This is a genomic window from Companilactobacillus kimchii DSM 13961 = JCM 10707 (genome assembly GCF_001435445.1).
Taxonomy (GTDB): domain Bacteria; phylum Bacillota; class Bacilli; order Lactobacillales; family Lactobacillaceae; genus Companilactobacillus; species Companilactobacillus kimchii.
In genome coordinates this window covers 1-19,145 of record NZ_AZDH01000003.1, presented here as the reverse complement: position 1 = coordinate 19,145, position 19,145 = coordinate 1, and the positions used below count along the sequence as shown (strand labels likewise).

The window sequence follows — 19,145 nt, the reverse complement described above, 5'->3', positions numbered from 1 at the left end:
TCCATACAAAAACTATTCATCAATACTATTTGACAAAGGACCATTTTAACCGTCATTTTCCTACATTTTTATACCGCTCTTGATATTTAATTAATAACCTGAGTTAGAATATCCACTATTGCTTATACCAGAACCACTGTTTGTTCCAGTACTATTCTTATTGGATGTTCCCGTGGTTGAACGTTGTGAACCAATATTATTGATATCTTGAACCGACTTAGTTGTTGTTGAACTTTGTGTAGAAGGCTTAAACTGAATATTACCTGTCTTAGCATGTGGCAAATCTAAATTCTCACGAATAAAGTTAGTGACACGTTGCAATTCAGATTTTTTCATAACTTCCATGCTCTGTTTAGCAACTTCTTCACCGTTTCCTTGTAAATGAGTTTCAGAAGTGTTTTTTCTAACAGAATTATAATCCTTAGCAATTGTAGTTAATTCATCAAATGTTAAATCTGTCTGGGTTTGATCGGATAATGAATTAATAAAACTTTGATTTAATAAGGTAGACACCGAACTACTCTTATGTACTAAAGCTGTAAGAACCTCTCTTTGACGTGTCTGACGTCCATAATCCCCTTTAGGATCATCATAGCGCATACGTGAATATGCTAAGGCCTTCTTACCATTCATATGGACTTTTTCGCCCTTTTTAAACGAATATCCTTCATATTTAAAACTCAAAGTTGGCGTTACATCCACTCCACCAGCTTGATCAATCACTTTCTCCATGCCACCCATATTAATAAGTGCATAAAAATCAATTGGAATATTCAAAAGCTTTTGAACCGTTTTAATTGCTGTTTCTGTCTGTCCATAAGAGTACGCTGCATTAATCTTAGCAGGTGAAACAGACTTATATCCAGGGATATTAACAGCAGTATCACGAGGAATACTTGTTACCGTTGTTTTATTATCGCTTGGATTTAAAGTAATTACCATCATACTATCTGTACGACCTTTATAATCACGCCCCAAAGCCCCTGTGTCAGTTCCCATCAATAGAATAGATACAGGCTTTTTATTCTTTAAAGCACTACTTACATCACGCTCTTTAGTAACTCCAGATGGTTTAAATGAACTATTTACCGAATTTTTAACACTACGATATCGTGTCATACCATATGCCGCACCACCAATAATAAGTAACAACAAAAATGATAAAAATACATTTCTAAGTGTATGCTTTTTCTTTTTTCTATTATTATGCATGATAATATTTCCCCCAATAAGTTCTAATTTACATCATTTATAAAATTAGACAAGGCTTCTTTCCAACTAATTATCTCAAAACCGACACTCTCCGCTTTCGCCAAATCCATCACAGAATGCTTTGGACGATAAGCCCTTTGAGGAAATTCATCAGACGTCACAGGGTCAATTTTAACATTTTGTTCTTTTAATATTTCTTTAGCAAATTCGTACCATGTGCATGATTCTTCATTAGATAACTGATATAGTCCATACGGAATTTCATTCTCCATGGCATAAATCATAAATTCAGATAAAGTTTTAGTCCAGGTAGGGCGCCCCTTTTGATCATTTACAACGGTAAGATGATCATGCGTCTTCGCTAAGTTAAGCATTGTATAAACAAAGTTTTTCCCGTATTCACCAAATACCCACGAGGTACGAATAATATAATATTTACTCATTATTTTAGATACTGCTTGCTCTCCAGCAAGTTTAGCACGTCCATATTCATTTTGTGGATTAGTAGGGGATTTTTCAGTATACATTTCTGAATTATTACCATCAAAAACATAATCCGTACTAATATATATAAGAGTTGCCCCAAACTTTTCAGATGCAGCAGCAACATTCTTAGTTCCAATCACATTAACTTTATAATTAGCGATTTTCCCTGGTGTATCTTCAGCTCCATCGACATTTGTATAAGCTGCACAATTGTACACCAATTGTGGTCTATATTCTTTAAAATATTGATTAACTGCATTCCAATCGGTAATATCCAAATCTTTAGAATTTGTGCCTAAATACTCAATTCCTTTTTTGTCCAACATTCGACACAATTCAGATCCTAATTGACCACTTGCACCTATTACTAAAACCTTCATTTATTCTCCCTTTTTAAAATAATTTTTATATTCACTAACTTTATTAACATTTAATAGCAACACCCATACGATAAACATACCTGAATAAACCAATGTATTTGCAATAATATTCAAAAGATGATTGCCAAATGAAAATTTGAATTTATACCATATACCTAAACAAATTATCATCACGAAGACATATTTAAATTGTCCCCTAAACATACTTTTTAAGTTTATTTTTTTTGCCACAATAATTATTCTAACTAGGCAAACCATTAATTCAGTCACTATTATAGTTGCAGTTCCACCATCAGCCTTATATTTACCTACTAAAACAATATTCAAAGGTATACTTATAATTGCACCTAAAAAATAAGGTAGGGCATATTCCTTATAGTACCCCTTAGACAAAGCAAATTGATTAGCAAAAACTCCACCATAAGATATGAATATTAAAATAAGACTAACGTAAAACATATTATCTGTCATTGCGCCAAATTTTGTTCCAAAAAACCATGGAACAAAATCATTAGAATTAACCATAAGGTTCAAAGTTATAAATAATGAGGATATGAAAGTTATATCTAAAGATAATTTAAGTATCTTATTGTAGTTGCCATTATCATTTTTGTCTAACTGTGCCAATTTTGGCATTAATACTGTACTAACAGATGTAACTAATGCCAAAAGTATACGTACTACCTTCTGAGATTGATCATAATAAGACAGTTGTGTAGGTCCTGCTATCATACCAACAAGTGTACTATCAAAATTAGTATATAATTGAACTGCAATTTGAGGTGCCCCTAAAATTATCACAGGAATAAAATACTTTAAATTAATCTTCTTTAAATTAAATTTAAAACCACCAATACATGAATGTAATTTTTTCCAGAAGATAATATTAGAGAATAAAATTGAACAACTATTTATCAATATATATATATATAGATCATTAGGAGAATGAACTAACACAAATATAAAGAAAACCGTAACAAACTTTACAAATGTATTTCTAATAACAACATCTTTTATCTTCTCTATACCTATAAAAAACCATGATATATCAATTGTGAAACCGATTAAATAAGGTAAATTAGCAAGAAAATATAATCTATCTTTATTATAAAAAGAAAATAGGCTGTAACATATGACTACAATAATTCCTACAATTAACTGTAATATCCATAGATTTAAAAACTCTTTTTTTAAGGACTTAGTATTCCTATCAGATCTTGCTATAGTTCTTACGCCATACTGATTAAGTCCCATCATAATTACATAACCAAGAATATTCCCAATAGATACCACATATGAATTAATTCCTAGCGATTTAGCTCCCAATATTCTTGCTACATAAGGAACCGTAATAACGGGTAAAGCAATAACTAATAATTGGTAAACACCGTTATAAATAATATTTTTCAAAGTTCTATTCATTCTATCAACCTATTGACCATTTTTAGCATACTTAGCTTCGACTTCAGCTTTTTCAGCTTTCCACCAGTCCTCATGTTCTGTATACCAATCAATTGTATGTTGTAGCCCAGTTCTAAAATCAGTATATTCTGGTTTCCAACCTAATTCTTCACGTAATTTAGTTGAATCAATAGCATAACGCATATCATGTCCCGGACGATCTTTAACCAATTCGTAATCATCAGATGGTTTACCCATCAATTCAAGAATTAATTCAAGAACTTCTTTATTATTCTTCTCACCATTAGCACCGATTAAGTAAGTTTCACCAATCTTACCTTTTGTAAGAATAGTCCAAACTGCTCGTGAATGATCATTAGTATGAATCCAATCACGTACATTCTTACCAGAACCATAAAGTTTTGGACGAATACCGCTTAAAATATTAGTGATTTGTCTAGGTATAAATTTTTCAATGTGTTGATAAGGTCCATAATTATTAGAACAATTAGAGATTGTTGCTTGTAACCCAAAGGAACGAACCCATGCACGAACTAGTAAATCAGAACTAGCCTTAGATGATGAATAAGGACTGCTTGGATTGTAACGTGATTCAGGGGTAAATTTATCACCATTTCCATCTTTATCTCTCAAAGGAAGATCCCCATAGACTTCATCAGTTGAAATATGATGGAAACGAACATTATATTTACGACACGCTTCAAGCAATGTGTAAGTACCAACAATGTTAGTCTGAATAAAAGGAGAAGGATCAATCAATGAATTATCATTGTGACTTTCTGCAGCATAGTGAACAACTGCATCTGCTTTACTTACTAATTTATCAACTAAAGGAGCATCCTTAATATCACCAACAACTAATTCAACTCTATCCTTAGGTAATCCAGCTAAATTAGCACGATTACCAGCATAAGTTAATTTGTCTAATACTGTGATATGTACTTCTGGGTGGTTCTTTACGACATAATGAACAAAATTAGAACCGATAAATCCAGCTCCACCTGTGACAATAATATTTTTCATTGGTTATCTCCTGTATTAAATTTCACCATATACGAATGGATTATTTTTTTCAAACTCTGTAAAGGTAGGTTGATTAGCATCCTTTTCAGAAGTAATTGCTTGATCAAAATCAATTGGCCATTGAATACCTAATTCTGGAGTCTTAAATGAAAAACCACCATCTGCTTCAGCATTATAATAGTTATCACATTTATATAAGAAGTTAACGTCATTTGTTAATGTGACAAATCCATGGGCAAAACCCTTTGGCACTAGTAATTGACGATGGTTACTTGCAGAAATAATGTAACCTTCCCATTGTTTGTATGTGGGTGAGCCTTTACGTACATCAACAATCAAGTCAAGAACAGCACCTGTAACAACACGAATTAACTTAGTTTGAGCAGCTTTTCCACGTTGGAAATGTAATCCACGTAAAACCCCTGCTTCACTAGATAATGATTGATTATCTTGAATGAAGTCAAAATTAATACCGGCTTCCTTGAAGTCACGGTCTGAATAAGTTTCAGTAAAGAAACCACGACTATCTCCAAAAACGGCCGGTGGCTGTACGATAAATAGAGTTGATAGGCATTTTGCCATCAACTCTATTTTTGTATACCATTTATTAATAAAACTATTTTAGAACATCAAAAAGACACCATCCATACCTTTAGATGTTCTACCCTCTACAGCTTCACAATGAAAGGAATTTGAATGATGTCCCTAAGTAATAAGTCTATACGAAACGCTCTTGAAATGAAAGATGAGAATATTATCTTTACTGAAGACTCAAAATTTATGTTAGTTAATGGCATCAAGTCCTTAGTCTATTTTGCAATGCTAACTAAACAGATTGACCGTTGTCTTAACTGTGGCCTTGCAGGCCACTTAGTTAAGAATGGATTTAATAAAAATATGATAGTCGCTCCATCATTATCATTACGTCCAACGTATATAAGTCTGAAACGTCAAAAGTATAAATGTAAATCTTGTAACTCTATCTTTGTAGCCAAAACTAGTTATGTTTGGGAATATTGTCAAATCGCACAACCTGTTAGACAAATGATCTTATCAGAAACTGCTTTTAATACATCATTGAAGGATATCGGCAGACGTTTTAACGTCTCCGATAAGACCGTTCAACGTATCATCGATGAAGAAGCCAAGATGCACAAGAAATCACTTCCTGAACATCTTCCTAAGCACATGGCATTTGATGAATTTATGTCTACTGACAAGATGAGCTTTATTTGGTTAGATAGCGATAATCATCGTACGGGTGATATCTTGCCCAGAAGAACTTCATATCAAATCAGTAAATACTTCAGTCGATTTCCTTTGAAAGTCAGAAGACAGGTAAAAACTATTTCTTTGGATTTAAATGCCGGATACATTAATTTAGTACCAAAGTTGTTTCCAAAGGCCAAAGTCGTTGTTGATAGATTTCATATCGTTCAGATGATGAATCGTTCTCTCAATTCAACTAGAATACAGGTAATGAAACGAATGCCTAAAAGAAGTAAAGAATACTTGTTCATGAAGAGAGATTGGAAAAAATTCTTGGAATCATTCGATTCCATCGAAAAGATAAACCCTAAGTATCAGTACAGTGTTGGTTATTATGAAACGGATCTAAATTTAATCACAAAGTGTTTAGATTTGGACGAAGGTTTCGCCAAGTCCTATGAAGTATATCAAGATATTTTAAAGGCTATTAGAACAGGCGATACTGATACAATGAATCAGATACTACTCAATTATCATCCACTCAATACCGCTATGGATCAAACAATGACATCATTAAGAAAATATCGTAAACAAGTATTAAATGCACTGAGGCTTAAATATTCCAACGGATTTTTAGAGGGAATCATTGGAAGAATAAAAAAGATAAAAAGTAGTGCCTATGGATATCGTAGTTGGAACAACTTTACTGAACGTATAAATATTCAAATGTTTTGGCTTCGAGCAAGCTCATCAGCCAAATAAAAAAACAGCTAGACCATTTATGGTCTAACTGTTAACTTGAACCGCCATCAACTTGATTTGACGAACAGCCACAAAAATAGAGTTGATGGCAAAATGCCTATCAACTCTATTTATCGTACAGCCAAAAAATTCAGCTGCTTAATGTCAAGCTATTCAATTAAATAATTCTGCTATCAGTACCATTTGACGAACAGCCAAACTTCACTCCAATTTTTGGAGTTCAGTTCAATCATCAGATTCACAAGTTTTATATTATTCAATTTCATTATTTTTCATATTGTTCGATGACATAAAACCTTTAAAATTAAATGCTTTCAAACGCACAATTGAATAGATAAAGAAAACAATATACATAATCAAACAATAATACCATTCTATATTAAAAAAAGCTTTGGTTATACATACTATCAATAACACTATTAATATTAAAATATGACTTATGATTTTGATTTTAAATCCATTTTTTGCAGAAAAGATTGTCCTTAATACAAAGAAAACAATATACGATAATGCATTTGCCAACGCTGCACCCCGACTACCAAATTTCGGTATTAATAAAAATGACAACCCGATATTAGCAAGCAATGTAATTCCTGATATATAGATATTTAGGTAAGTTTTTCTCGAAAAAACGATTCCAATATTGGTAGTTTCACTAATACAACTAAGATATACTGGAATGATCATTAGTGGAAAATAATATTGAACATCTCTATACTTATTCGACACAAAAAGCACAATAATTGGTCCAATAACTGTCATTAAGAAAACTATATTAGATAAAATGAGATTAACAAATTCACTAACCTTTTGGAATACAATTATGTCTTTATGCTCATTCATCCATCTATATGATACAGGGACCCAATAATTAACAAATATAGTTTGAATAATTGTCATAATTGCCATTACTTTTAATCCAACTGAATAAACACCTAACTCTTGATAAGTACTATATATCTTTAAAAAAATTCTATCTGACATTTGTAGAAAATTTGTTAACGAAACTGATATAACAATTGGGAAACCAAATATAAACATCCGATTAATCAATTTTGAATCAATCCATTGGTTAATCTTAAAATTAAATAATCGCCTATACTTAAAGATTAAAATGCAGTCAGCCGAAATTTGTCCAATAATTGTTGACCAAACAACAACGGTAAACGATCTATTTCCAAAATATAGTAAAATACATGTAGCAATCAACATATATAATTTTATTGATGTTGTAAAGAAAGAATATGCTTTACCATTCTCCGACATACGCAAGTACATTAAAATAAATCTTTCAAAAATTGTAAACATAACTAGCACTTCAAATGCTATTACTAGAAGAACATAATTCTTACTAGGATAAATTAAATTAGAAATTTGATGCAAATAAAATAACGAAATTAATAGTAAAACATTGAAAAACATCAATGGAACTATTATGCAATTCATGAAAAGTTTACTCTTATCATCTTGTTCGTTATATTCCCTGGTAAATGCTTGATCAAATCCAAAATACGCAAAAGAAGCAACTAGACCCTGCAATATAGTAAACATACTTGCTTTACCATATTCTACCGGCGACAAAAAATATGTTGTCAATGGAATAATTAAAGCTGTTAATGCTCCTCCTAAGATTGGCCCCATCGCAAAGCTTATAAAATTAATTATTTTGTTTTTCATAATAAAGTATTTTCCATTCGGGAATTTTTACAGTTCACAAGTCGATGGTTGATTAAACTTTTTTGATAAAGCATCTATCATTTTATCTGGCAAATCTAAAGAATCATCCTTGATGGATGCATCGTTAATACATATGTCCAAATATTTTTTATTATATAATGCATCTTTAAAAGAATTATCATCCATTAATCCTAATTCAAAATATTTATGCTTTCGAGGATTACTTGCTTGAAATTTAAAACTAGCTAATTGATAGTATCTTATTAACCAATCCGTTACGTCAAGTCTATTCCTAGTTGGATGGCTTGCTGCCTGATGCAACTCATCATAGAATAGACGCCAACATTCCTCAAAACTTGTTTTTAAATATGGCTGTGCACTGTGCGCACTATAAAATCCTAAATAAGGTCTAAACACAGATAAAAATAATGAAATTGTATTATTAATTAAGCCATATTTAAAATTAAATTTTTTTGTCAATTTTTTTGTTAAATTATCACGTTTTGAAAAAGCCTGATTAATCGCATACAAAGAATTAAAAACATAATAATCATTTAGAAATAGTGGATAAGTTGGCCGTTCAATATAAAAATCATTTGGCAAACCGTCTCTAAAATAATCACTTACCTTTGTGGAATTAACAACAAACATATCATCATTTAAAACTATAAATTTTTCACTAATTTCAGGAATTAAATGCATAAACATCGTTATGACGATAGAACTAAACGTTGGTAAAAATTCATGAGGTATGAATTCATCATGATTAATAATTTTAATTTTTGGTGACTCCACAAACCAACTTGGCTTTTGACCGGCTGTTACCAAAAAAATTTGATGAACCCACGGCATATTATATTCAACTGATCTAATAGCATACTTAATAGTATCATAATCTCTAAAACGTTCACCATCCAAATCAGTCAAATCAATATACTGTTTAGCCTTATCGCGCCAAATTGGATCAGTATTATCCACCCATGGAATAACAACATCAATATCTTCGTCTAACATTTACAACACTTCCTTTAATTTTAGAAGAAATCCATACATATAATAACTCATCATAATTAATAGATTAATTTCCTTTTTGTTTCTAATAATATTATTTTTTAAAGGAGATTTCTTTATAAATGCAGAAATTCTCCCTACCAAGACACTCTTTTTTATGCGATAAAATAACGGCGTGTTTTCTTGTGCTAAGTATAACATCTGCTCATAGATAGCCCCATTTGGGTTCTCTATTTCCAATTTTCTGATACTGTTTGTTAATCCATTTGGCTGATAAGCCCCTACACGAATGATTTTCTTTATAAATTTGGATCTAAAAACTTTACTAAACTCGACGTACAAAGGACCCTCACTAATAAATTTTTCATTTTTAAATTCTGGTAGCCTAAATTTCTGTAAACATTTTGTTACAAAAACATCCGTAAAATCTCCAGAAATATGATGATTTAGTAAGTACCAATACCGCCTACCAAAATCTATTTTGTTTGGTAATGGTTGTACTGGTACGTTCTGCATCTTCCCATGTTCATATATAAGTGACCCAATGTTCTCTTGTTTAGCAACTTCGTAGTCTTTTAAAATTGTTTCTATTGCATCGTCAACTAACAAATCATCATCATCCACTATAACTGTTAAATCTGTCACTATTTTTGGAATAATAGCATTCAACGCCCTATGTTTTCCACCATTTTTTAAAACTGTATATTTTATTTCAAAATCATTATTATTCGAAATTAGTTGATTTACAGTCGGCGACACAGCAACAGTACTTCCATCATCCACGATCCACCAAACCATTCTCTTATCAGTTTGCTGACATAAAGATTTATATAATTTTTTTAGGCTTTCTGGACGGTTGTACGTACTAGTTAAAATAGTTATACGTGCATTTTTATCTATCATTATATTCCTCAACTCTCTTGTTTGATAACATATAAGCAAAAATTATAGTCAAAATAAATGTGGATACAGCCGCATTAGGAATAAAAAGAATATTTTCCATAACTAGATAAACTGAATAGAATACAAAAAGTGTAAGTACTATCGAGCTCTGTTTTTTTACTATCATACAATATAAATACAATATATAAATTAAGAGAAAACTAAATCCTACAATACCTATTGTTAATAAAAAGTAAGCTAAAGAACTATCAATTGCGAAACGTTCTCCAGTTAATTTTTGTTGAATAAAGCTCGTACTCATTGACCCTATACCCAACCATTTATGTAAGTCACTTCCTGCTAAACTCAATGCCATTTGACTATAGTTTAACCGATAACTTAAAAACTCATCTAATTGCATAAAATGAGTATTCAAAGAATTTGAAAAATAAACAAAATATAAAAATACTGCCCAAATAGTTGTTAAAAAAAAGCCTGTTATAGTACTAACAATAAACTTTATTTTTTTTGATCCTAAACTGTGAACTAAATAGACCACTAGTGAGATACCTACCGCTAATATGGGTGTTCGACTACCAGAATTTAAAATTATAAAAATACTAAATAACACTATTAATATATTCTTTAAATTACTTCTATTTTTATGAGTAATAACAGCAATTAGAACCAAAAAGCCTGCAAACATACCCAAAGTATTCACATTATTGAATCCCATAGATATACGTTGTGTAAGAATATTATTACCATATCTTTGATTATATAACATACTATTAATTAACTCTAAAACGTTATAAGAAACACCTTTAAAGATAAACATCATCAAAAAAAGCATAGTAGTTAGAGTCCAAAATATAGTAGTGACTAAACTCATCGGGTTATCTCGAAATGCATTTATAGAACAAATCAAAAACAACGAGTAAAATGCATAGTAAACGCTATATAATATCACTTGTTTAGAGAATTCTCCATATACACCCACACTTGTCATTAAAATAGGATATATACAAAAAATACCTACCAATGGCAATATAATAGTGTAATTTTTAAAATTAACATTCCAAATATTACAAATAATTATTAAAAATTCTGAAACAAGTCTTAAGCCGGAGCCAATTCCACTCCATTGTGAATAGCTCAGCACAGATCCTATTACAAACAACATTACTAACAAGATATTTATTACATTATTTTTTTGATACATTTTTATTCCTTAATTTTCAAGTCAAGTGCAACGATGATAACGAATCCTTGATAGTGGTCTAGGTTGTTAAGCCATGCGTCGGTAGTAATCGCATGGTCGAAGATAGTTCAGAATACGTCTGGGACGATGGTTCAGTGCTGATTGGACTGCTTGGATCTCAACCAGCGTAACGTCCCTGAGAGACTTTCCCTTCGGGAAGTACTCCCTGAGTAGTCCGTTGGTGTTCTCGTTAGTGCCGCGCTCCCAAGGCGAGTATGGATGAGCAAAATAGATCTGGGTTCCAACGATCTCCGACAGCTTGGCGAACTCGGAACCATTGTCAAACGTGATACTCTCAAACTCCTTGGCACCGTAATCGTTGATCGTGTCCTGCAAGGCTTTAAGACAGGTGTCCGCATGATAGTCAGGTATCTTAACGATGATTTCAGTTCGGCTGTACCGTTCTGTGAGCGTCATCAGCGCTGGCTCATCAGCCGAACGAATACCTTTGACCAAGTCGCCTTCCCAATGTCCCACGCCTGTACGGTCATTCACGGCCGCAGGACGCTTTAGAAACAACAATCATTCAGCTTTATTCCAAGGGCGTTACGACCCGTGAAATTGCAGATTTGATTGAAAAAATGTATGGCTCTTATTATTCACCTACTACTGTTTCTAATATCACTGCTCAGGTAACAAAACAGATTGAAGCTTTTCATCAACGAACTATTAAGGCAAACTATGTTTGTCTTTTCTTAGATGCAACTTACTTACCTTTGCGCCGCGATTCAGTTCAAAGAGAAGAGGTCTATATTGCTTTAGGTATTACATCTGTCGGCATCAAAGAAGTTCTTGATTATCGAATCGCTCCAAGTGAAAATGCAGGAGTTTGGTCAGAAATGGCAGAAGATCTTAAAAAACGTGGATTAGAACAAGTCCAGTTGATCATTGCAGATGGAATAGCCAGCATTATTGCACGCTTTCCCGAAAGCTAAATTTCAAAGATGCCTAGTACATGTTATGCGCAATATTGGTTCACATGTGCGTTTAAAAGATCGTGAGGCGATCTTAAATGACTTTAAAGAGTTGCATTCAGCGACCGATGTAACTGCAGCACACAAGATCTTAAATGATTTTTATGGTGCATGGGGGAAATCGTATTCCAATCTGATCCAGCAACTTAAATCCATTGAAAATGAACTATTAGCTTTCCTGAGTTTTCCCCCGGGCATTCGACCAACAATTTATTCAACCAATATCTTAGAATCACTGAACAAAAGAATCAAATGCAAGACCAAACCAAAGGAACAATTTCCAAACGAAAAATCTTTAGACAATTTCATTGGAGTTCAAGTCATAAGCTATAACGAAAAGTACTTCAATCGTAGCCATCGCGGATTTGGTCAAGTCAAAGACACGTTAGAATCACTTTTCGATTAATACTTTATTTTGCCAGGAGAAGGGATTTTTATTTACACAAACTTCTTGACACTCCCCATTAAATTAACAATACTCATTTGCTTGTATTTCTTAGATGTAAATATATCAAACGTAATACCTTAGATGGTAAGATTCTGATACTACCACGCACAACTACATTATATACATATTGAAAAATACCTATATAATGTCCTTTTAAAAGTAAATTTTGAAAATTAATTTCTTTTAATAGATAATGAAATCCACCACGTTTACTTGTAAAACATCCATCAACATGAGCTTTAACTAAAATATCATCTAAATTCAATACTGGATATTTTGAATGAATAACACGAATCCACAAAAAATAGTCCTCAAACAATGGCACATCAATGTAACCGCCCACTTTAGAGATAACACTTTTTCTAAACGTTACAGACATGTGATTAAAAGGATTCCTTTTTACACTGCATCTTTTAATATCATCATTAGATGTCGGCACATTTTTTACGTCCAATGGATGACTCTCGTCTGTATTAAACTCAAAGATTTGGGAACCGACAATTACTAGTCTAGGATTTTCTCTAAAAGCATTCATAGTTTTTTCCATTCGTAAATCTATATTAACGTCATCTGAATCAAAGCGTGCGACAAATTCTGTTGGACATGCCATCAAACCTCTATTTAAAGATGCCCCTAACCCTAAGTTTTGCTTGTTTTGTAACTGGATAAATCGGATTCCGCAGTGTTCAAATTTATCTTTGGCCATCTTGATAGTATTTTCTAATTCATCTGTTAACATTCCATCTTTGACAAGCAAGAAGTAATCAGGTCTTATGGTTTGATTCAATATAGAGGTCAGTGCGTTTTCAAACAACGTCGGATTTTCACGTGCATATACGGACATCAAGCCAGTATATGTATACTCTTCAGAATCAGTTATCAACGTGCGCCATCTCCAGTAAACACAATTTTGACTGTTCCTAATAACATCTTTATATCAAACCAAAGCGAATAATGTTCAATGTAATAATTATCTAATTTACACTTAGCATCTGGTGTAATATCATATCCACCATTAATTTGAGCATATCCCGTAATGCCAGGTATAATACGCAAGCGCTTTGGAAATTCTGAAAAACTTTTACTAAACTTTTCAGTCAAAATTGGGCGCTCTGGGCGAGGTCCTACTAAACTCATGTCTCCTTTTAATACATTCCAAAACTGTGGTAATTCATCGACTCTAGTTTTTCTCATAAAACGGCCAATTGGTGTAATTCTAGGGTCATTTTTTTGTGCCCAAACAGCTCCAGTTCGAGCTTCTGCATCCTGATACATTGACCTTATTTTTATAACATTAAACGTACTCCCCATAAAGCCTACACGTTCTTGCTTATAAAACGCTGGTCCCTTAGAGGTTGTTTTCACTATAAAGGCAAACACCATTATAATAGGTAAACTTATTATCGACCCCAATAATCCAACCAATAAATCAAATACACGTTTAATTACAAGTTTCCAACCAGTAATAGGATTACCTATTTTATTAACAAAAGTATATTCAACTAACCGACTATCCGCTTGAGTATTTACCGACTTATTAATTTCTACTTGTCTCACGATGAATTCCCCCCCAATAGCTATTTAATCCATCTTCTAATGTCCATTTCGTAGTATATCCAAGTTTAGTAAGCTTGTTAATATTTGCTACAGAACGTTTAACATCACCAATACGATAATCGCACTTCTGAATCTTTATTCTTTTATGAGCTATTTTTTCATAGATATGAATTATAGAATTTAAACTCGTTTCATGCCCATTTGCTACATTAAAAACTTCATGTTTAGTTTTACTTGTAGTAATTAACCATAAAGCCTGAATAACATCATCAATATATACAAAATCACGTGTTTGTTTTCCATCTCCATAAAGCGTAAACGCTTTATTCTTATCAAAACATTCAGTTAAAATCGACAACACTCCCGAATATGGTGAACTTGGATTTTGTCCTGGACCATAAACATTGAAAAAACGAACGCAAACTGTTGGTAAATCATACAGATTACCATATGCTAAAACAAATCTCTCTGTTGAATATTTATCAATTGCATATGGAGATAATGGATCTACTCTTGAATCCTCCTTTTTGGGAAGTTCTGGTAGATTTCCATAAACCGCCGCAGAAGAAGTAAATAGAAATTTCTTAATTGGTAATTCGGTTTTACGTATATACTCCAGCATATCAAATACAGCCGTATGATTTATCGAATGGGTTTCAGCAGGACGTTCAATCGAATCAGCAACACTTGCAATGGCAGCCAAGAAATAGATATAATCCGGTTTTTCCCTTTGTAATAATTGTTGAATAAATTCTTTATTTCTAACATCTTCAATATATACATCCACATGATCTTGATGATGAATGTTTTTTAAATCTCCCATAGATAAATCGTCGACTACAACTACATCAAGTCCCTGTTCCACTAAATAATCTACTAAATGTGAACCTATAAAACCAGCTCCACCGGTTACTAATGCCTTCACTGTAAAATCCCCCCATATACTGTTTTTATACTAAAATAACCAAAACTTTTTCTTTTTCTTAGGTAATGAAGATATCTTAATAAAATCCGTATCACCGATGTCATCACCATTGATAATATTTCTTGCATTAAGATTAAATAATTGGGCTTTGCGAAGTCCCTCTTCTTTTTCTAGCTTCTCAAAGGCTTCCTTCATTAAATACCTACGTCCTTTAAAATTATGGGCATCAGATGAAAAGACAAATCCTAAATTGGCTTTAATAATTTCTTCAGTAAGTGTTTGGACCTTCTTACCAAACATACCAAGATAACTGCTACTTGTCAATTGTGTCAAACATCCCATTTTAACGAAATCATATAATTTATCGGGATCTTCCTGAATTCCTTGATTACGCTCTGGATGGGCGATAACTGGTGTTATACCACGAGTCGTTAAGTCAAAAATCATATCTGCCGTATATTCAGGAATACCATCGTGCGGCATCTCTAACAATATATAACGATTAGTTTCATCCATGAACAGAACATCATCTTTAGCAATGGCATCCATTAGTTCCCCTGTTAGATGAACTTCCTGACTAGCAAACACACTTAACGGTATGCCCGCATTATCTAAAGCTTCTTGAAATTCATTAGTCTTTCTAATCACGTCTTGTTTGTGATTAGTATATTCCCCATCCATATGGTGAGGAGTTACCAGACTATTAGTAATCCCTTGATCTACAGCTGCCTTAGCCAAATCTAATGACATCTGCATATCTTTAGAACCATCATCAACGCCTGGCAATATGTGGCAATGCAAATCAATTAATTTCATTTCTCTTTCTCAGCTCCATAATAACCACTATAGTATCCACCATAATAGCCTTGTGACTTTTCTTTTGTGACACGATTCATAATTACACCCAAAATATTAGCATGAACTGTATCTAATAATTGTTTAGCATGTGCAACCCCAGCTTTTTCAGCAATTCCTTGAGGCACAACCATTACGACACCATCTACTTGAGTAGCAAGAACTTGCGCATCAGTAACCGAATTAGCAGGTGGAGCATCCATTATTAATAGTCCAAATTTGTCCTCAAGGCGATTGATTAAGTCCTTATTTCTCATACTACCTAATAATTCTGAGGGATTAGGCGGAATCGGTCCACTAGTAATAACGAATAAATTTTTAACCATTGTTGGTTGAACGACATCCTCAAATGAAGCATTTCCCAATAAGTAACTTGAAAGTCCGACCCTATTACTTACATTAAAAGTTTTATGAATTGTCGGACGACGAAGATCGGCATCAACTAACACAACCGTTTCACCTTGTTTAGCCCAAGTTACTGCAACATTATTACTTACTGTAGACTTACCTTCAGATGAAGCAGATGAAGTGAATAAAATTGAATTTAATTTTTTATCTACAGATGAAAATTGGATATTAGTTCTAATCGTATTAAATTGTTCTGAAATCGTACTGGTAGGGTCATCATAAGTAACCAAGCCAACACCATTTTTCAAACTATAATTATCTAACTTTGTAGTTTTCTTCTTAAATAATGCCATTTTATTCCCTAGACCCTTCTATGATTTCTTGATGATTTATTAATACTCAACTTAGATTGAACTTTATTATGTTCAACGACTCTTTCAATGTCTTTTTGATCAATTTCACTAACTGTGCCTAAACTAGTTAGCCCTAAATCATCTGTTAAGAAATTCTCCGTTGTAACTGTTCTATCAGTTATTTCACGAACAAATGCTAATGCAACACCTAAAATCAACCCTAAAACAATACCAACCAAAACGTTCAAAGTCTTTCTAGGACTGACAGGTTTAGTATTCGTTTCAGCTTCAGAGACAATTGAAACATTGTTAACACTCATAATTTTAACAACCTTTTTCTTAAAAACCTTAGCTGTCATATTGGCAATTGCTGCCGCTGTGCCAGCATCTGTAGATTTAGCTGTTACTGAAAACACTTGAGAATTTTGAGAATTACTAATCGATAGTGATCCTTTCAATGCTCCCATAGAACCTGGATAACCAGGATAGCTGCTAACTTTCTTATTAACATCTTTTAAAACAGTAGGACTAGTAATAATATCCTTATAAGTACTGATCATCTGAACATCAGCCTGAACCTGCTGGAACTGTGCCGACTGCATGTCCTCTGATAATTTACGATTGACCAAAATTTGTGTAGTAGCGCTATATTTTGGTGTCATAACGAAAAAGGTAACAAAAATCGCTGCCAAAGTAACAACAATAGTTGTCCCGAAAATTGCTTTTATATGTTTGCGTAAGATGCCTACGATCTGCATCATACTAATATTTTGTTCTGATTCCACTTCGTCCTCCGAATATATACAATATAATGTTATTTATATACATAAAAACCCCAACTTAATAAAGCATGTATAAAAAAGTATAGTCCATTAACTCGTCCCAAGCAATAATTCTTGACCACTTATCTAAGTTATTGTTACGAACATCTTCTTTAACATCACTAATAAACTCCGCAAATTCAGCTGGAATGTGCTTGTCAGTTAGAACAGTTTTAGTTGCAGCTAAAGCATCCTTACGATCAGCTTCATCTAATTTTTCTTGAAGACGGTCTTGCTGTTCTTTTAAGGCTTGTCGTTGCTCTTCTAAATCGGCTTGGGCCTTCTCACTAGCATTCATGCTGGATCGTTTTTCACCCTTTTCAAGCCATTCTTGTTCCTTTTGCTTAAGCTCCTTTTCAAAATCATCCCGCAGATTGCTTTCTACTTCTTTAGCCTTAGAGGCCATCATCTTTCCAATATCATCCTGTGTGTAGGTCTTGCCAGCTGGCTTTGGATTTTTACCATCAGGATTTGGGTTGGAATCGTTTGGCTTAGGTTCTGGGTTAGGATCAGCAAAAAATTGCAAATTTGTTTTCATCATCAAAACTCCTTTTTAAGTCCGTATGCTAAATTGTTTGTAAGTGCAATAACTAAATCAATTATTCTTTAACGCCTGTAATTGAGAAAAAGGCAAATCAAAAATTCCTATTTTAAAAAGAATGGCACAATAGAATAACTTGTATGCAAATATTCAATTGCCTATAATTAGATTTAGAAGGATGCAATTTAGATAATGGAGGATTTGATATGAAAAGATTTGGACTTTGGTCAAAAATATCAATTATCATTTCTATATCTCAACTTTTATTAGCCATTTTTAAAGAAATTCAAAACTATAACAAATCTAAAAAACATCCTTCGAAAAATAAGAGAGGATGATGTTTTATGCATTGGTTATGGGTTTTAATTATTGGTGCCATCATTGGTGCTATTGCTGGAGCAATTACTAGCAAAGGAAAATCAATGGGGTGGATTGCTAATATTGTTGCCGGATTAGTTGGTTCCTCTATTGGAGAAGCTATACTGGGATCTTGGGGCCCTCAATTAGCCGGAATGGCAATTATTCCTTCAATTATTGGAGCAGTAATTGTTGTTGCTTTAGTTTCTTTCTTTGTCGGTAAATCAAAGAATTAGTTTTTAAGCTTCATTTAAGGTTCTTATACTAAATTATAGATGCTAACTTAGTTAGCACCCCTCATCAGGTTATGCTGACAAATTTGTCCAAAAATTCGGATTAAATTTGCAATCTACCTTATTCAATTCAAGATATTGTTTCCAAACAGGCAAAAAAGCTAGATAACAATTATGATGTTATCCAATTTGTCTATAAAGATGGTAAAAAATTTATCCCCGTTGCTAGTTCACAAAAAAATAAATTTCTCATTAAACCGGTAAAGCTAAAAAATCAAACAAATTCATAACTGAATATACGTAAAAAGAACAGCATTTATTAAGAGATTTAGGTATTTTTTACATACCTCGAAGGCAGATTGCAAGAAATAACTTGAACGAATTTAATGACGTAAATTAAGCAAGAAG

Annotated in this window: 19 protein-coding genes and 2 pseudogenes; 4 read left to right on the top strand and 17 right to left on the bottom strand. The window is 32.8% G+C overall.

Annotation, left to right across the window (positions count from 1 at the left end; translation table 11 throughout):
- Positions 1 to 90: 90 nt before the first annotated feature.
- From FC97_RS01225 to rfbC, 5 genes are read right to left on the bottom strand one after another with little or no spacing between them, the layout of a single operon-like run.
- Positions 91 to 1,212 carry an LCP family protein gene (locus tag FC97_RS01225; protein WP_054643355.1) on the bottom strand — a complete coding sequence of 374 codons (1,122 nt, stop codon included), beginning with the start codon at positions 1,210 to 1,212 and terminating at the stop codon, positions 91 to 93.
- A gap of 23 nt (positions 1,213 to 1,235) precedes the next feature.
- Entirely contained in the window at positions 1,236 to 2,078 is an 843-nt protein-coding gene (rfbD, locus tag FC97_RS01220) for a dTDP-4-dehydrorhamnose reductase (RefSeq protein WP_054643354.1), read from the bottom strand.
- Positions 2,079 to 3,500: an oligosaccharide flippase family protein gene (locus FC97_RS01215; RefSeq protein ID WP_056967666.1), complete on the bottom strand. Its 1,422-nt coding sequence runs from the start codon at positions 3,498 to 3,500 to the stop codon at positions 2,079 to 2,081. It lies immediately after the preceding gene.
- Positions 3,501 to 3,509: 9 nt separating this feature from the next.
- Positions 3,510 to 4,523 carry a dTDP-glucose 4,6-dehydratase gene (gene rfbB / locus FC97_RS01210; protein WP_054643352.1) on the bottom strand — a complete coding sequence of 338 codons (1,014 nt, stop codon included), beginning with the start codon at positions 4,521 to 4,523 and terminating at the stop codon, positions 3,510 to 3,512.
- 15 nt (positions 4,524 to 4,538) lie between these two features.
- Entirely contained in the window at positions 4,539 to 5,105 is a 567-nt protein-coding gene (gene rfbC, locus FC97_RS01205) for a dTDP-4-dehydrorhamnose 3,5-epimerase (protein WP_054643351.1), read from the bottom strand.
- 117 nt (positions 5,106 to 5,222) lie between these two features.
- Between rfbC and FC97_RS01200 the strand changes: the two genes are divergently transcribed.
- Positions 5,223 to 6,494: an ISL3 family transposase gene (locus tag FC97_RS01200; RefSeq protein WP_054643449.1), complete on the top strand. Its 1,272-nt coding sequence runs from the start codon at positions 5,223 to 5,225 to the stop codon at positions 6,492 to 6,494.
- A gap of 252 nt (positions 6,495 to 6,746) precedes the next feature.
- On the opposite strand, the gene FC97_RS01195 is transcribed toward FC97_RS01200, so the two are convergent.
- The 5 genes and pseudogenes from FC97_RS01195 to FC97_RS01175 form a co-directional block, all read right to left on the bottom strand.
- A complete protein-coding gene (locus FC97_RS01195; protein WP_056967664.1) occupies positions 6,747 to 8,171 on the bottom strand; it encodes a lipopolysaccharide biosynthesis protein in 1,425 nt (474 codons plus the stop codon).
- A 27-nt stretch (positions 8,172 to 8,198) separates the two neighbouring features.
- Positions 8,199 to 9,185 carry a Stealth CR1 domain-containing protein gene (locus FC97_RS01190; protein WP_056967662.1) on the bottom strand — a complete coding sequence of 329 codons (987 nt, stop codon included), beginning with the start codon at positions 9,183 to 9,185 and terminating at the stop codon, positions 8,199 to 8,201.
- Positions 9,186 to 10,085, bottom strand: a complete 900-nt coding sequence (locus FC97_RS01185; RefSeq protein ID WP_082397566.1) for a glycosyltransferase family A protein — start codon at positions 10,083 to 10,085, stop codon at positions 9,186 to 9,188.
- Positions 10,075 to 11,286 (bottom strand): O-antigen ligase family protein, encoded by a 1,212-nt coding sequence (locus tag FC97_RS01180; protein WP_056967660.1) that lies wholly within the window; start codon positions 11,284 to 11,286, stop codon positions 10,075 to 10,077. Before FC97_RS01180 ends, FC97_RS01185 begins: the two co-directional genes overlap by 11 nt.
- Positions 11,287 to 11,352: 66 nt before the next feature.
- Positions 11,353 to 11,832, bottom strand: a pseudogene (locus FC97_RS01175) (IS30 family transposase); the annotation flags it as partial.
- Here FC97_RS01175 and FC97_RS13850 point away from each other — a divergent pair.
- Positions 11,805 to 12,705: pseudogene (locus FC97_RS13850) on the top strand (IS256 family transposase); the annotation flags it as partial. The pseudogenes FC97_RS01175 and FC97_RS13850 sit on opposite strands and share 28 nt — an antisense overlap.
- 73 nt (positions 12,706 to 12,778) lie before the next feature.
- Here FC97_RS13850 and FC97_RS01160 read toward each other — a convergent pair.
- From FC97_RS01160 to FC97_RS01130, 7 genes are read right to left on the bottom strand one after another with little or no spacing between them, the layout of a single operon-like run.
- Entirely contained in the window at positions 12,779 to 13,630 is an 852-nt protein-coding gene (locus FC97_RS01160) for a glycosyltransferase (protein WP_054643345.1), read from the bottom strand.
- On the bottom strand, positions 13,627 to 14,304 hold the full coding sequence (locus FC97_RS01155; protein WP_054643344.1) for a sugar transferase: 678 nt from the start codon (positions 14,302 to 14,304) through the stop codon (positions 13,627 to 13,629). The genes FC97_RS01160 and FC97_RS01155 overlap by 4 nt, the downstream gene beginning before the upstream one ends.
- Positions 14,285 to 15,229, bottom strand: a complete 945-nt coding sequence (locus tag FC97_RS01150) for an NAD-dependent epimerase/dehydratase family protein (RefSeq protein WP_054643343.1) — start codon at positions 15,227 to 15,229, stop codon at positions 14,285 to 14,287. Before FC97_RS01150 ends, FC97_RS01155 begins: the two co-directional genes overlap by 20 nt.
- Before the next feature lie 30 nt (positions 15,230 to 15,259).
- Entirely contained in the window at positions 15,260 to 16,045 is a 786-nt protein-coding gene (locus FC97_RS01145) for a tyrosine-protein phosphatase (protein WP_054643342.1), read from the bottom strand.
- Entirely contained in the window at positions 16,042 to 16,785 is a 744-nt protein-coding gene (locus tag FC97_RS01140) for a CpsD/CapB family tyrosine-protein kinase (protein ID WP_054643341.1), read from the bottom strand. Before FC97_RS01140 ends, FC97_RS01145 begins: the two co-directional genes overlap by 4 nt.
- Before the next feature lie 8 nt (positions 16,786 to 16,793).
- Positions 16,794 to 17,570, bottom strand: coding sequence for a YveK family protein (locus FC97_RS01135; protein WP_054643340.1), 777 nt, complete (start codon positions 17,568 to 17,570; stop codon positions 16,794 to 16,796).
- Between the two features lie 55 nt (positions 17,571 to 17,625).
- On the bottom strand, positions 17,626 to 18,147 hold the full coding sequence (locus FC97_RS01130; protein WP_225868755.1) for a DUF4355 domain-containing protein: 522 nt from the start codon (positions 18,145 to 18,147) through the stop codon (positions 17,626 to 17,628).
- Positions 18,148 to 18,353: 206 nt separating this feature from the next.
- Here FC97_RS01130 and FC97_RS13745 point away from each other — a divergent pair, with 206 nt between their 5' ends.
- On the top strand, positions 18,354 to 18,485 hold the full coding sequence (locus tag FC97_RS13745; protein ID WP_016511903.1) for a hypothetical protein: 132 nt from the start codon (positions 18,354 to 18,356) through the stop codon (positions 18,483 to 18,485).
- A gap of 6 nt (positions 18,486 to 18,491) precedes the next feature.
- On the top strand, positions 18,492 to 18,740 hold the full coding sequence (locus FC97_RS01125; protein WP_054643339.1) for a GlsB/YeaQ/YmgE family stress response membrane protein: 249 nt from the start codon (positions 18,492 to 18,494) through the stop codon (positions 18,738 to 18,740).
- Positions 18,741 to 19,145: the final 405 nt, after the last annotated feature.